Source organism: Anaerotardibacter muris (genome assembly GCF_943192915.1).
Classification (GTDB): Bacteria; Actinomycetota; Coriobacteriia; order Coriobacteriales; family Eggerthellaceae; genus Anaerotardibacter; species Anaerotardibacter muris.
The window spans coordinates 26,197-40,553 of sequence record NZ_CALPCD010000008.1; the positions used below are offsets into that span (position 1 = coordinate 26,197).

14 protein-coding genes are annotated in these 14,357 nt (G+C 55.2%); 12 read left to right on the plus strand and 2 right to left on the minus strand.

What is annotated here, in order from left to right; translation table 11 throughout:
• Positions 1 to 31: 31 nt before the first annotated feature.
• Together NFR25_RS06785 and NFR25_RS06790 are read right to left on the minus strand one after the other, a co-directional pair.
• Entirely contained in the window at positions 32 to 961 is a 930-nt protein-coding gene (locus tag NFR25_RS06785) for a SufB/SufD family protein (RefSeq protein WP_251198493.1), read from the minus strand.
• 10 nt (positions 962 to 971) lie between these two features.
• A complete protein-coding gene (locus tag NFR25_RS06790) occupies positions 972 to 1,748 on the minus strand; it encodes an ABC transporter ATP-binding protein (protein WP_251198494.1) in 777 nt (258 codons plus the stop codon).
• A gap of 459 nt (positions 1,749 to 2,207) precedes the next feature.
• Between NFR25_RS06790 and NFR25_RS06795 the strand changes: the two genes are divergently transcribed.
• The 12 genes from NFR25_RS06795 to NFR25_RS06850 all read left to right on the plus strand — a co-directional run bounded on the left by NFR25_RS06795 (position 2,208) and on the right by NFR25_RS06850 (position 14,347).
• Positions 2,208 to 3,890 (plus strand): phospho-sugar mutase, encoded by a 1,683-nt coding sequence (locus NFR25_RS06795; RefSeq protein WP_251198495.1) that lies wholly within the window; start codon positions 2,208 to 2,210, stop codon positions 3,888 to 3,890.
• Positions 3,891 to 3,909: 19 nt separating this feature from the next.
• Positions 3,910 to 4,350 (plus strand): hypothetical protein, encoded by a 441-nt coding sequence (locus NFR25_RS06800; protein ID WP_251198496.1) that lies wholly within the window; start codon positions 3,910 to 3,912, stop codon positions 4,348 to 4,350.
• 100 nt (positions 4,351 to 4,450) lie between these two features.
• Positions 4,451 to 5,215, plus strand: coding sequence for a hypothetical protein (locus NFR25_RS06805; RefSeq protein WP_251198497.1), 765 nt, complete (start codon positions 4,451 to 4,453; stop codon positions 5,213 to 5,215).
• 231 nt (positions 5,216 to 5,446) lie between these two features.
• Complete coding sequence (gene infC / locus NFR25_RS06810) at positions 5,447 to 6,007, plus strand: translation initiation factor IF-3 (protein WP_251198498.1); 561 nt, start codon at positions 5,447 to 5,449, stop codon at positions 6,005 to 6,007.
• A complete protein-coding gene (rpmI, locus tag NFR25_RS06815) occupies positions 6,007 to 6,204 on the plus strand; it encodes a 50S ribosomal protein L35 (RefSeq protein ID WP_251198499.1) in 198 nt (65 codons plus the stop codon). Before infC ends, rpmI begins: the two co-directional genes overlap by 1 nt.
• Before the next feature lie 32 nt (positions 6,205 to 6,236).
• Positions 6,237 to 6,590 carry a 50S ribosomal protein L20 gene (rplT, locus tag NFR25_RS06820; protein ID WP_251198500.1) on the plus strand — a complete coding sequence of 118 codons (354 nt, stop codon included), beginning with the start codon at positions 6,237 to 6,239 and terminating at the stop codon, positions 6,588 to 6,590.
• The gene (locus NFR25_RS06825; protein ID WP_251198501.1) at positions 6,590 to 7,651 is read left to right on the plus strand and encodes a trigger factor; all 1,062 of its coding nucleotides are present in this window, start codon (positions 6,590 to 6,592) and stop codon (positions 7,649 to 7,651) included. Before rplT ends, NFR25_RS06825 begins: the two co-directional genes overlap by 1 nt.
• A gap of 504 nt (positions 7,652 to 8,155) precedes the next feature.
• Positions 8,156 to 9,979: a glutamine--fructose-6-phosphate transaminase (isomerizing) gene (glmS, locus tag NFR25_RS06830; protein ID WP_251198502.1), complete on the plus strand. Its 1,824-nt coding sequence runs from the start codon at positions 8,156 to 8,158 to the stop codon at positions 9,977 to 9,979.
• Positions 9,979 to 10,590: a holo-ACP synthase gene (gene acpS, locus NFR25_RS06835; protein ID WP_251198503.1), complete on the plus strand. Its 612-nt coding sequence runs from the start codon at positions 9,979 to 9,981 to the stop codon at positions 10,588 to 10,590. Before glmS ends, acpS begins: the two co-directional genes overlap by 1 nt.
• Positions 10,591 to 10,618: 28 nt before the next feature.
• Positions 10,619 to 11,479 carry an NAD(P)H-hydrate dehydratase gene (locus NFR25_RS06840; protein WP_251198504.1) on the plus strand — a complete coding sequence of 287 codons (861 nt, stop codon included), beginning with the start codon at positions 10,619 to 10,621 and terminating at the stop codon, positions 11,477 to 11,479.
• A gap of 21 nt (positions 11,480 to 11,500) precedes the next feature.
• Positions 11,501 to 13,609 carry an NAD-dependent DNA ligase LigA gene (ligA, locus tag NFR25_RS06845; protein ID WP_251198505.1) on the plus strand — a complete coding sequence of 703 codons (2,109 nt, stop codon included), beginning with the start codon at positions 11,501 to 11,503 and terminating at the stop codon, positions 13,607 to 13,609.
• Positions 13,610 to 13,621: 12 nt separating this feature from the next.
• Positions 13,622 to 14,347 carry a TlyA family RNA methyltransferase gene (locus tag NFR25_RS06850; RefSeq protein WP_251198506.1) on the plus strand — a complete coding sequence of 242 codons (726 nt, stop codon included), beginning with the start codon at positions 13,622 to 13,624 and terminating at the stop codon, positions 14,345 to 14,347.
• Positions 14,348 to 14,357 lie beyond the last annotated feature (10 nt).

Genomic DNA, 14,357 nt, shown 5'->3' on the forward strand with positions numbered 1-14,357 from the left:
ACAAAAAGGGCTACGCCCCCAAATTGTCTACTTATGAAAGGAAGTCGTCGAGGATCTCGGCTTCGGCTTCTTCTTCGGTAAGGCCCAGCGTCATCAGTTTGGTTATCTGGTCGCCCGCGATCTTGCCGATGGCGGCTTCGTGCACCAGCTGCGCGTCTTCATGCGCCGCTTCGATGCCCGGAATAGCGGTAACGGTGGCGTTGCCCATGATGATGGCATCGCACTGCACATGTGCATTGCAGGGTGCTTCACCGATGACCAGCGGATTGAAGGTTTGCTTGGAATTATCCTGCGCAACGCTGCGCGAGATGACCTGCACGCTGGAATCTTCGCCCTTCAGCTCAACCTTCATGTTAGAAACAGCCACCTGATCACCATTGGTGAGCAGCTTCTCCAAAAGCACCAGCTTCGAGCCCGCACCCACTTCAGCATCGGTGTCGCGCTGAGTGGATGTAACGCCGCCGATCTGGGAAAGCTCCATCTCGCAGTAAGAATCGCTATCCATGTACACCTTGGTAACGGGGTTCAGCACGCGCTCACCATCGCCCGTGCCTTCGCCGTAATGGCGCTCGATGTATTTCACGCGCGAATTCTTACCGATGTTGAAGGTATGGATGCCATCGTGCTCGGCTTTTTCGTGCGCATCGTTATGGATGCCGCAGCCCGCGATGATGGTAACGTCGCAATCATCGGCCACGTGGAAGGTGTTATAGACCACGTCGGTCATGCCCGCCTTGGACATGATCACAGGAATATAGACCTTTTCGCCCTTGGTGCCTTCTTTGATGAAGATGTCGATACCAGGGTTGTCGGTCTTGGTAGCTATCTCGATGTTCGCTGAAGAGCTGCGCGTGAGCAGTTCGCCATCCTTGCGGATGTTATATGCGCCATCGGGAATACCGTGAACATCGGTGAGCGTTTTCAGCAGATCAGCATCGATAGGTGAAAGATCAACAGCCATTTTGATGCTCCTAACAATTCGTAGAGATCTCGGTCAAGTGTAGGTCAGGTGGCTCGGTGAAGGAGCAATAAGAGTTGCTCTTCGCCGAAAGACCCAACTGAGGCAGGATCTCTTCCACAGTGCCCTGCGATTCGATCTTGCCATCGCGCAAGCAGACGATCTCGTCCGCCAGTTCGATGATGCGCTCCTGATGGGAGATGATGATGATCGACTTGCCGTTCTCTTGCTTATAGAGTTCTTCGAACGTTTGCGTGAGGCGGTCGAAGCTCCACAGGTCGATGCCAGCCTCAGGTTCGTCGTAGATGGCCAGGTCGGGGTTGGCGGCCAGGACCGTGGCAATCTCGATACGCTTCAGTTCGCCGCCCGAGAGACTCTTGTCCACTTCGCGGGTAAGGTAGTTCGCAGAGCACAGACCTACTTCGCTCAAGTATTCGTTGCACGCCAGCATGGGAAGGCGCTTGCCTGCAGCCAGTTCCAGCAACTTCTTCACCTTCATGCCCTTGAAGCGCGCAGGCTGTTGGAAGCCATAGCCAATACCAAGGCGCGCACGTTCGGTGATGGGCAGGTTGGTGATGTCCTGGCCCTTGAAGATGATCTTGCCCGATGTGGGCTTTTCGATGCCCATGATCAACTTGGCCAGCGTGGATTTACCACCGCCGTTAGGGCCAGTGATGACCACGAACTTATCAGTATCGATGGAAAGTGAGATGCCATCGATGATTCGTTTCGTTTCGCTCGAGCCTTCCGTCACGGGAACCTCGAAGACGATGTCCTTCAATTCAAGCACGTTTTCTCCTCTTGAAAGATGCCTGTTGTTCGTCAAAAAACCTCATGGTCACTATAGCAGGTTCGCAAGCGCTCCCGCAGTTCGTTTCGCTGCGGTTACTTGCTTGTGGTGCGTTTCGAGCGCCATGAGAGCATAAATCATATCATTTTAGTAGGAAATTACTAGTACCTTACAAATTTGCACGATATATTGTTTATGAATCGTGAGAAAACCAACTTAGCGTATACTTCTCAATACGAAAAAATACGCGCGGACGTGCAGGTTCTTGCTGGAATTCCTAAATTCCCAAGCAGGGCAGATGTGCCCGAGCGGGGCGGAGGTGCCCCAGCGAGGCAGAGGCATTCAGCGGGGCAGAAACGCTCAACCGGAGTAAAGATGCCTGAGCAGTGCAGAATGCCCGAGTTTGGAAGAACGGCGCGCCGCAAACAGATCGAACGAGACGAAGGAACAGAAACGACCATGGATCTCCAGAGCGAATTCAACCGTTGGTGTGAAAAGGTTACCGACCCCATCTTGGCAGCAGAGCTTGCGGCCATGAAGGCAGCGGGGGATGAAACGGCTATCGAAGATGCGTTCTTCCAGGAGCTCGAATTCGGCACTGGCGGCTTGCGCGGCGTGCTGGGCGCAGGCACCAATCGCATGAACATCTATACCGTGGGCAAGGCCACGCAAGGCATCGCTGACTATATCAAGAACAATGTTGGAGCAGACGGCACGGTGGCGATCTGCTTCGATTCGCGCATCAATTCGCGCTTGTTCGCCGAAACAGCAGCCAGCGTCTTGGCGGCTAACGGTATCAAGTCGCACCTGTATTCACGCTTGGAGCCCACACCAGCGCTTTCGTTCGCCACGCGCTATCTGGGTTGTGCTATTGGCATCAACGTTACGGCGAGCCATAACCCCAGCGCATACAACGGGTATAAGGTCTATGGTCCTGACGGCTGCCAGATAACCGATGTTATCGCGGATGCCATCACCGCTGCGATCGAGCAAGTGGACGTGTTCGAGAGCGTTCGCACGATGGATTTCCATGCTGCTATCGAAAGCGGCTTGGTTCGCTACATCAACGAAGAAGTGCTCGATGCTTATCTTGACGCGGTCTATGAGCAGAGCCTCGAACCCGCTGATGAAGCGGGTAGCTTGCGCTTAGTCTATACGCCGCTCAATGGTACGGGCCTGGAATGCGTGAACCGCATCCTCGAGCGCATCAACATCCGTGATGTCTATATCGTGGGCGAACAGGCTTATCCCGATGGCAATTTCCCCACGTGCCCCTATCCCAATCCCGAGATCCGCGAAGCGCTCGAGCGCGGCATTGCGCTCTGCGAACAGGTCCAGCCCGACCTGTTGTTGGCAACCGACCCTGATGCCGATCGCGTTGGCATTGCGGTGAAGGACGGCAACGATTATCAGCTGCTCACGGGCAATGAAACGGGTGCGCTGCTCTTCGACTACATCTGCCGCATGCGTTTGGCGCTGGGTAAGATGCCCGCGAACCCTGTTGCGGTGACCACCATCGTTTCCACCAGCATCGTCGATCCTATTGCAGCGGAATACGGGGTCGAAGTGAAGCGCGTCCTTACTGGCTTCAAGTACATCGGCGGTATCCAGGCGAAGCTCGAAGAGGCTGATGAGCTGGATCGTTTCATCTTCGGTTTCGAGGAAAGCTATGGCTACCTGGCGGGCAGCCACGCACGCGATAAGGACGCTATCGTGGCATCGATGCTCATCTGCCAGATGGCGCGTTTCTATCGCAAAGAAGGCAAGAATCTTTACCAGGCCATGCAGGATCTGTACAAGAAGCATGGCTTCCATCATAATCGCACGCTTTCGTTCACCTTCGAAGGCGCAGCAGGCGTACAGCGTATGGCAGACATCATGGATACCCTGCGCGTAGAGGGCATGGACGAAGTTGCTGGTATGAGCGTTACCGAAACGCTCGACTATCAGCAGGGCGTGGGCGATCTTCCTCGCGCGAACGTGCTCGAATATGTGTTGAGCGATGGCTGCAAGGTGGTGGTACGTCCAAGTGGCACCGAGCCGAAGATGAAGGTGTATCTGTTCACCACGGGTACGAGCGAAGCAGAAGCAAGAGCGACTGGCGACAAGCTGGCCGATGCGCTTCAGGCAACCTTCCAGTAGTCAGGCGAAGGGGACATTCGTGGCTGACCAGCAAAAGAAGTATTCGCTCATCGATCTTGATACGGGCACGACCGAAGAAGAGATAGGTGTGCGCACCACACGGAGCGTCATCGATGGGGAAGAGACCATCGTGGTGCAGTCTGCACCAGTATCGGATGCGGCTGACGTTCCAGCTTCGAATGCGGCACAAAAGGGCGCATCTGTGGGCAGTTCGTCTGACCCTGCGCAGCTAGTTGCACAGGCTGAAGCCCCGATCGAGACTCAGTTCGAAGAGGATGATATCGCGGTATCTGCAGTTGCCTGGTCAAAGCCTCAACCCAAGGCCAAAACCCAGTCCTCTGCAGAGCCCAGTAACGCCGAAGATGATGAAGTTCCGTTCAGGCGCATGCAGGCGGTTATCATCGCGTGCTTGATCGCGGTCATCGTGGTCTTCGTCATCTACTTCAACTTCCTAAGATGATCCTCGATCCTAAGGGGATCTTAGGACTTTAGACCCTGGCGCTTAGACCCTGGCGCGAATCTTTCGACTCGCACGCACGATCCTTAGATAAGATAGAGCTATGCAACCGACCAAGAAACAGACAACGAAGATCCTTGTGGGCGTTATCGTGGCGCTTGCGGTGGTGCTCGTGGCTCTCGTGGTCGCGCTCGTTGCTACGCCTCAAGAAACACTCACCTCCCATTCCGCTCAGGCAGAGGTCGAGGCCGAAGAGAAGGCGCTCGAAGAGGCTGAAAAAGAAGGATATTACGACACCGACCCCATCGAAGTGGTCCAGCTTACAGAGCTCATCGGCTGTAATCTTGACCAGGCCCTGGAGCGCATCGGCCATGGTGCTGAGATCGATGGCGAATCGAAGCTGGTGGCGGGTGGCCTTACTGAAGTAACGGTGCTGCTGGGAGAAGAGAGCGCAACATTGGACACAGGTGCGGCGTTGACGTATCTCTACCTTGATCGCAGCGGGCGCATCGTTCAGGCGAGCTACCGCATCAACATCAACGATCTTTCGTGCGCTAGTCTGCCCTTCGATCAGATCGTCAACGACGCGGATCTTATCGGGCGGTTGCTGGTAGGGGCAGGGCTGAGCACTTATGAGCCGAACCCCATCACCGCTCCCGCGCGCGAGAAGTATGCGCTCTACGATTCCAGTGGAAAGACCACCACAGAAGAGCGCTATCAGTTCATGGGCACGGGAAGTGATGAAGCGGGTACGCCCTTCGAATGGAGCGTGTTCCTTGACTACGACTATACGCAAGCGATCGAGTCGAACAACTTGGCGGATACCGTTCGCACCGTTCACGTATCGATCAATTCCGTTGATTCCTAAAATTTACCCGAAAGTCGCACGTATTCACGTGCAGGTGTGGTAAGCTTTCCAAGCTGTAAAACACAAGTAGGCACAGGCCTCACCTGGTTCGGCATCTAGCTGATGGGTCATGCGAATAGCGTTCGATAAGGATCGATATTCTTGTGGCCTGCCGTGTGCAGGCTTTTGTTTTGCACGAAACGTTTCAAAGCGCGTATTCCCAAACGCGTTATACGAAGAAGAAAAAAGGAGGTGGGAGCAATAGCAGCTCAAGAACCAAGGCTCAACGACGAGATTCGCGCCAAAGAGTGCCGTCTTATCGCATACGACGGAACCCAGATGGGCATCTATCCTGTTGAGCAGGCCCAGCGCATCGCTGATGACGAGGGCTACGATTTGGTCGAGATTGCCCCCCAAGCTGAGCCCCCAGTCTGCCGCATCATGGACTATGGCAAGTTCAAGTATGACCAGGCTATCAAGGCAAAGCAGGCTCGCAAGAACCAAAGCAAGGTCGAAACCAAGGAAATGAAGTTCCGTCCGAAGATCGACATTGGCGACTACACCACCAAGAAGAAGCACGTGCTGCGTTTCTTGGAGGCTGGCTCCAAGGTGAAGATCACCATCATGTTCCGCGGACGTGAGATGTCTCACCCCGAACAGGGTCTGACCATTCTCGAGCGTCTTGCTGACGATCTGAAAGATGTTGCGGTCATCGAGAACCAGCCGAAGATGGAAGGTCGCAACATGCATATGCTCATCGCTCCGTTGCCTGCAACGGTCAAGAAGAAGGATGAAAAAGGAAAGGATGAATAATGCCTAAGATGAAGACTCATTCCGGCACCGCAAAGCGTTTTCGCGTGACCGGATCTGGCAAGATCATGCGTGCTAAGGCTTATAAGTCTCACATCATGACCAAAAAGAGCCAAAAGCGTAAGCGTAACTTCCGTCATGAGACCGAAGTTTCCACCGCTGATCAGAAAGTAATCGCACGTAATCTTGGTCTTCGCTAAGCGAGCCCACGTAATAAGTAAGGGAGGATATCATGCCTCGTGTAAAGCGCGCTGTTTCTGCGCATAAGAAACGTCGCACCGTCCTTAACCGCGCAAAGGGTTACTACGGTGCAAAGTCCCGTTCCTATCGTGCTGCTAAAGAGCAGGTCCAGCACTCGCTCCAGTACGCCTATCGCGATCGCCGCAACAAGAAGCGCGAGATCCGTCGTCTGTGGATCACCCGCATCAATGCTGCTGCTCGTATGAACGGTCTTTCTTATTCCGTATTCATGGACGGCTTGAAGAAGGCTGGTGTCGAGCTCGACCGTAAGGTGCTCTCTGACATGGCTATCAACGATCCCCAGGCATTCGCTGCTCTGGTTGAGATCGCGAAGAAGGCTCGCTAATGAAGGTCGAAAAAGTCAACGAAGTGGATAGCGAGATCGAACTCGCTATCACTGCTTCGCCCGAGGAAGTCGATCGCGCTTTCGCTGATGGTCTGGATGTGTTCATCAACCAGTTCCAGCTTGACAAGCTCGAAGGCGAAACGTCGCTTCAGAAGATCTATAACGCTATGAGCCCTGAAGAGGCACGCGATGCGGTCTCCTCTGCGGTGATCAGCTATCTTATCCCGTTCGCTCTTCAGGAAGCAGACATCATCCCTATGACCTCTTCCGATGTGCATGCGGATGCAGACCCTGAAGAGGGCAAGGAATTCACTTTCAACGTCACTATCTTGGCAAAGCCTGAATATGAGCTTTCCAGCTATGACTCAGTGGAAGTTTCCGTGCTCGCGCCGCTCGATGTGACCGAGCAGGATATCGACATCCAGTTGCAGATGCTGGCCAGCCAGTTCGCTACTGTGAAGGTCGACCCTGAAACGGGCGAGGAAGAGACTATCATCCCCGAGGTCACCGATGAATGGGTAGTGAAGAACCTCAAGGGTATGGGTGTCGAGAGCGTTGAAGAGCTGCGCTCGCAGTTCCGCGCAACTTCAGAAAAGGTGAAGGAAGAGCAGCTTGAATCCGCGAAGATGAATGCGGTGCTCAGCGCTTATGCTGAACGCTTCGATGGCGACATCCCTGAGAAGATGATCGACGCGATGACCACCGATATGCTCGAGGCGTTCAAGCTTGATCTGGCGAAGCAGGGTCGTACGCTCATGGATTTCATGCTTGAGCAGAAGACTGACGAGAAGCAGATCCGTGCATCGCTGGCTACTCAGGCGCGCGCTCAGCTCATCCAGGGCTTGGTGCTCGATGCGATCTTCCGTCATGAAGATCTGGAAGTTACCGTTCCCGATCTGAAGGCAACGCTTACTGCTATGGCTCCTGGTCAGGAAGAGGATATCTTCGACCAGATGCAGACTGCGGGTCGCGCGTTCCTGCTGAAGGAAGGAGCTTCGCGTATGAAGGCGGCTGATTGGGCGCTGGAGAACGCTAAGATCACCATCGAGGAGCGTTCCTAGTTCGTAGTCTTTCAAGGCACTTCACTGCTTCATGCATCTTACGGAACCCAGCTACTGCTGGGTTCTTTTTTTATAAGGTGGGGGACAGGTCCAAAACTGTCCTGGACAAAACGGGGACAGGCTCACCGTACGCGTGCGCGGTGCTGCGGATGTGAGGTAAGGGCGCAGAATTTACTTCGCATAGCAAATCTAAAAGATAGAACCCAGCCTAAGCTGGGTTCGTGTAAACAAAACTGGAGAGCGACCGCATGAGCCCGAAGGGCGAACAGGGTAGCGGGTAAATTATGCACCCTTACCTTGCAGCCGCAGCACCCCAAAAGACTTCCGATTTGAACCCGTCCCCAAAGTGTCCGGGACGCGTTTGTTTCCATCCTTGATGCGGCCTGGTTCAGGCGAGGGATTTGTTTTGTTTGTTTAGGATTTGGGCCCTTCACCTCGTGTTCACACATCGCGCGGGGAGGGTATTGTAGAATAGCCATAGTTCAAACATAAGGAGTTCTCTGTATGTGTGGAATTGTTGGTTATACGGGATCGCAGCAGGCAAAAGGCATCCTTATCGATGGTTTGCAGCATCTCGAATACCGTGGTTACGATTCAGCTGGCATCGCAGTTTTTGATGGAAAAGATATCGAGGTCGTTCGCCGACAGGGCAAAGTTGCTGAACTGGTGGCGGCGCTCGGCGAAAGCGATTGCACGGGTACGTGCGGCATCGGTCATACGCGCTGGGCAACCCATGGTGCGCCGAGTGAGCGCAATGCGCATCCTCATACCAGCTGTTCTGACAATATCGCGGTGGTGCATAACGGCATCATCGAGAATTTCAACGAATTGCGCGAAGACCTTACGCTCAAAGGCCATACCTTCTCTTCCGACACGGACACTGAAGTAGTTGCTCACCTGGTCGAAGACCTGTATCGTGGCGATTTGCTCCAGGCGGTCCAGGAAGCATCGAGCATGCTGGTGGGCGCTTACGGCATTGCTGTGATGTGCGCTGAAGAGCCCGGCAAGATCGTTATTACGCGCAAGGATTCTCCCATCGTCATCGGGTCGGACGAAACCGGTTCCTATGTGGCATCCGACATCGTGGCCATCGTGCGTGCAACCCGTGACGTGGTCATCCTTGAGGATAATCAATTCGCGGTAGCAACCCCTGATGGTGTGACGTATTTCAACCGCTTGGGCAAGCCCATCGAGCCTGAGGTCACCCATGTGGATTGGGATATCGATGTGGCTGAACGCGGCGGCTACCCTGACTTCATGCTCAAAGAGATCCATGAGCAGCCGCGCGTGGTGCGCGATACGCTTGCGGGCCGTATGTCGGGCCAAGAGATAGTCATCGACGAACTGAGCCTTACGCGCCAGGAGCTGAATTTCGTGGACCGCGTCTATATCATCGGTTGTGGCACCAGCTATCATGCGGGCCTTATCGCGAAGAACCTGATCGAGACGTGGGCGCGCATTCCTACTGAAGTGGAAGTGGCTTCCGAATTCCGCTATCGCAATCCCATCATCACGCCAACTACGCTGGTGGTGGCAGTGTCCCAGTCGGGTGAAACAGCTGACACGCTGGCGGCCATTCGCGATGCGCGCATTCGCGGTGCGAAGGTGTTCGGCATCACTAACGTTATCGGCTCTCCCGTGGCGCGCGAATCCGACGGCGTCATCTATACGAAGGCGAACAAAGAGATCGCAGTGGCTTCGACCAAGTCGTTCATCGGCCAGGTGGTAAGCCTTACGCTCATGGCATTGATGCTCGGACGCGTGAAGGGCAAGTTGAATCTTGCACAGACTCGTTTGCTGTTCGCTGAACTGGCAGACACTGCCGAGCAGATCGAGGATATCCTGCAGAATACTGAAGCCATCGAGGAAGCGGCACGCTTGTTCGAAGGCAAGAGCTCTGCATTCTATATTGGCCGTGACCTGGCCTCTATCACCTGTCATGAAGGCGCGTTGAAGATGAAAGAGATCAGCTACGTGCACGCTGAAGCTTACCCAGCGGGCGAGATGAAGCATGGTCCGATCGCTTTGATCGAGCAAGGATTCCCTGTGGTGGCAGTGGCAACGCAGAGCCCCACGTATGACAAGACCATCTCGAATCTGGAAGAGTCGAAGACGCGCGGCGCAGCCATCATCGCTATCGCCACCGAAGGCGATACCGACATTCAGAAGGTTGCCGACCAGGTCATCTATATCCCACGCGTGCGCGATAGCTTCATGCCCATCACAGCCAGCGTGCCGTTGCAGCTGCTGGCACGTGCGGTAGCGGTCAATCGCGGTTGCGATGTCGACCAGCCGCGTAACCTGGCGAAATCCGTCACAGTGGAATAGTGGGCACGGATACGATGAACAACGTGAAGGATGAAGTGAGCGCAGCAGTGGCGCAGTCGGTCGAGGTGGAGACACCAGAAGCGCAGGATAATGCTTCGGTGGCTGAGCAAGTCGCGCAGAACTTCGACGACAGCATCAGCCTGGAAAGCCCGCATTCGATCGGCGTTGATATCGTCGAGATCGATCGCATGCGCTCCATCCTCGAACGTACGCCCAATTTCAAGCAGCGCGTATTCTCCGAAGACGAACGAGCCTATTGCGAAAAGACCGCGCGTCCAGAATGCCATTATGCAACGCGCTTCGCGGCTAAGGAGGCCGTGCTCAAAGCGCTTGGCACGGGCTTTGCCGAAGGCATTGGCGTTCGCGATGTTGAAGTGGTGCTGAATTCCAAGGGAAAACCGCAGATCAAGCTCTATCGTCGCGCAGCCGAAAAGGCTAAGGAGCTCGACATCAAGGACATTCCGCTTTCGCTTTCCTATACGCAAAATGATGCGGTAGCGTGCGCGCTTGCGCTCGTGCGCGACGAAGAAGAGAAACCCAAGCAAGAAGACCCGCTCCAAGAACTGCATCGTCAGTTCAAAGAAGTGCGCTCGATGCTTGACACGCTATAGTTCGAAAACCGACCAACGAGGGGGACCTATGTTCACTCAGCAAGACCTTGCAAATCTCATTCCCGTTCCTGCGCCAGATGCGAACAAGTACTCGCGCGGTAAGTGCGCGGTCATCGCGGGTTCTACGCCGTATCCTGGTGCTGCATTGCTCGCCTCATGGGCTTCTCAATACATGGGCGCAGGGTATACCGAGGTGTTCACCGCTAAGGTCAACGAGATGTTGCTGCAGGTGCGTAGGCCGTCTCTGGTGGTGCGTTCCTTTGATTCTTGCAATCCGGGCTATGTTATCCCTGTCGAGCATCATGGTGCTGTTGTGGCTGGTCCTGGCTTTGATGTGAACGATGCTGTTGCGCATGACCTGTGCGTGAAGGCCGTGAAGGACGTCAAGCATCCGCTCTTGCTCGATGGTGGCGCTCTTACCATCATGGCTACCGATGAAGGCCGTGAGCTTATCTTGGAGCGTGCTGCGATGGGTCGAACCACCGTGCTCACGCCACATCATGGCGAAGCGGCGCGCTTGATCGCGATAAGCGATATCACCCCCGATAATTTGATGGATGCTGCGGCACAGTTCGCTCAGGCGTACCAGGCCATCGTCGTGCTGAAGGGCCCCATCACCGTTGTCTCTGATGGCAAGCGCACCGAGGTGTTCGAAGGCGGCACGCCAGCTTTGGCGAAGGCTGGCACGGGTGATGTGCTCGCAGGCATCATCGGTGGTTTGCTCGCTCAGGGCGTGGAGCCCTTCGGGGCTTCCTATCTGGGCGTTTCGCTTCACGCTGATGCTGCCAAGATCGTGGCAGATGCTATGACCGAAGTGAGCGTGTGCGCTGAAGATGTCATCGAAGCGCTGCCCGTTGCGATCAAGTCTTATCTTGAACTATTGGATTAAATAGGGGAGCAGCAGCGCGCTATGGCCGATTCAGCACAGAACACTGGAGACCAACAGCAGATCCATCAGCGTATCCAGCAACTCCGCGATGAGATCGAGCATCATAGCTATCTCTACTATGTGAAGGATGCGCCTGAAATATCAGATGCGGCATTCGATTCGCTCCTGCGCGACCTGGACAAGCTAGAGAAGCAACATCCGCAGTTCTTCGATCCTGCTTCTCCTACGCAGCGCGTTGGTGGCGCGGTCGCAACGCAGTTCGATCCTGTGCGCCATGCCGAGCGCATGTATTCGCTCGATAATGCGCTCGACCTTGAAGAACTCGAGGCCTGGATGGACCGTATGGAGGCCCATTTCGGCCGCTTCGTGCCCGTGGTGTGCGAGCTGAAGATCGACGGTTCTTCTATTGCGCTCACCTACGACCACGGCTCGCTCGTAACGGCTGCCACGCGTGGCGATGGCACTACCGGCGAAGATGTTACCGTGAATGTGCGCACGGTGCGCGATGTGCCGCTGCAGCTTTCGAAAGCGGGGCTTCAGGGCATTGTGGATGTGGACGTACCCATCGAAGTGCGCGGCGAGATCTACATGTCCAAAGCAAGCTTCGAGAAGCTCAATCTGCAGGCGGAAAAAGAAGGCAAGCCGGCCTTCGCGAATCCGCGCAACGCTGCAGCGGGAAGCCTTCGTCAGAAGGATTACCACGTTACCGCTGATCGCGACCTGTCCACGTTCATCTATGCTATCGGCAACGATGCTCAGATCCGGGCCACTTCGCAATGGGAGCTGCTCGAATGGCTCAAGAGCTGTGGTTTCCACGTGAATCCTGACGTCAAGCGTTGCGAGACGCGCAAAGAAGTACTCGATTTCTGCAAGCACTGCCTTGAGATGCGCGATAGCCTAGCCTATGAGATCGATGGCGTGGTGGTGAAGCTCGATTCGTTCGCCCAGCAGCACGAACTTGGTTTCACGGCGCGTGCGCCGCGTTGGGCCATTGCTTACAAGTTCCCGCCTGAAGAGAAGACCACGCTTTTGCGCGATATCACCATCCAGGTTGGTCGCACGGGCGCGCTCACGCCTGTGGCAGAGCTCGATCCAGTTCGCGTTGCTGGTTCAGTGGTGGCGCGCGCAACGCTGCATAATAGCGACGAGATCGAGCGTAAGAACCTGCGTATCGGAGACACGGTCATCGTGCGCAAGGCGGGCGATGTCATACCTGAGGTCTTAGGGCCGATCCTTTCGTTGCGCCCAGCTGACGCTCAGCCGTGGCAGATGCCCACGCTCTGCCCAAGCTGTGGTTCGCCGGTCGTTCGTGAAGAGGGCGAAGCGGTCTATCGCTGTGTTTCGCTCGATTGTCCTGCTCAGGCTAAGGAACGTCTGCTGCACTGGGCAAGCCGCGGCGCGCTCGATATCGAAGGAATGGGTGAAGAGATCGTGGGGCGCTTGCTCGCAACGGGCAAGGTACGCGATGTAGCGGATTATTACACGCTCTCAGAGGCTGATCTTACGAACTTGTACATGGATCGCGTGAATAAAGAGGGCGAACCTATCGTGCTTGGCGAAACGGTTGGCCATAAACTGAAAGAAGCTATCGATGGATCGAAGGAGCGCCCCTTTGCACGCGTGCTCTTCGGTTTGGGCATTCGCCACGTGGGCAAGACCACGGCGGAGATGTTGGTGAAGGCTTATCCTTCCATCGAGGCGCTGACGCAGGCCAGCGTTGAAGAGCTTTCGGCCATTCCTGGTATTGGTGAAGTGATAGCAGAAAGCGTTCATTCTTTTTTGGCGAATGAAACGAATCAGCAGGTCATCGCTCGTTTGAAAGCGGAAGGTTTTCCGCTTGCTGAAGAGGCAGCCGAAGTAGGGGAGCAACCTCTCGAGGGTCTTACCTTCGTACTTACGGGCAGTTTGGTCGAGTCAGGCCTTACGCGCGACGAAGCAGGCGAGAAGCTCAAAGCGCTGGGCGCAAAGGTCTCTGGCAGTGTTTCGAAGAAGACCAGCTATGTGGTCTGCGGTGAAGCCGCTGGATCGAAGCGCACCAAGGCTGAGGACCTGGGTGTACCGATCCTTACCGAACGCCAATTCTTGCGCATCGTGGATGAAGGCGGCATTCCTAGCGACCTTTCAGCTTAGCTGCTCGTTCTTATGAAGAAGCAACGTCTAGATGAAATACTTGTTGAACAGGGGTTCTTTCCTGATGTAGATGCTGCGCTGCGTGCGGTCATCGCGCGTGAGGTGCGCGTGGATGATGTCTATGTGTCAAGTGCTGCGCTGAAGGTCGCGCCTAATGCTGATATCTTCGTGAAGAACGCGCGACAGTTCGTTTCACGCGGTGGTCATAAGTTGCAAGGAGCGCTCGATGCGTTCGGCGTGATCGTGGAAGGTCAGCGTTGCATCGACATTGGCTCTTCAACCGGTGGTTTTACGGATTGCTTGCTTCAGGCTGGTGCCGCTGAAGTAACGTGCGTTGACGTGAATTACGGCCAGCTTGCATGGAAGGTTCGTCAAGATCCACGCGTGGCGGTGTTCGAGCGTACGAATATCCGTCTGGCTTCTCCAGAAGACTTGGGTGCGCCCTTCGACATCATCGTATGCGACCTGAGCTTCATCGGCATGGCATCGCTCGCGCCAGTATTCGCTGCGCTCTCTTATCCGAACACCATCTTCCTGGGACTCATCAAACCGCAATTCGAAAGCCAGCAAGGCGAGACCGAAGGTGGTATCGTTGTTGACGAATCCGTCCGCCAGCGCGTGGTGAGGGAAGTGGAAGATGCCCTGGTGGCTGAGGGGTTCCATATTCGGGGAACCATCGAATCGCCCATCAGAGGCGCCAACGGCAACATCGAATACCTCGTCTATGCCACCTACTAACTGTTCACTC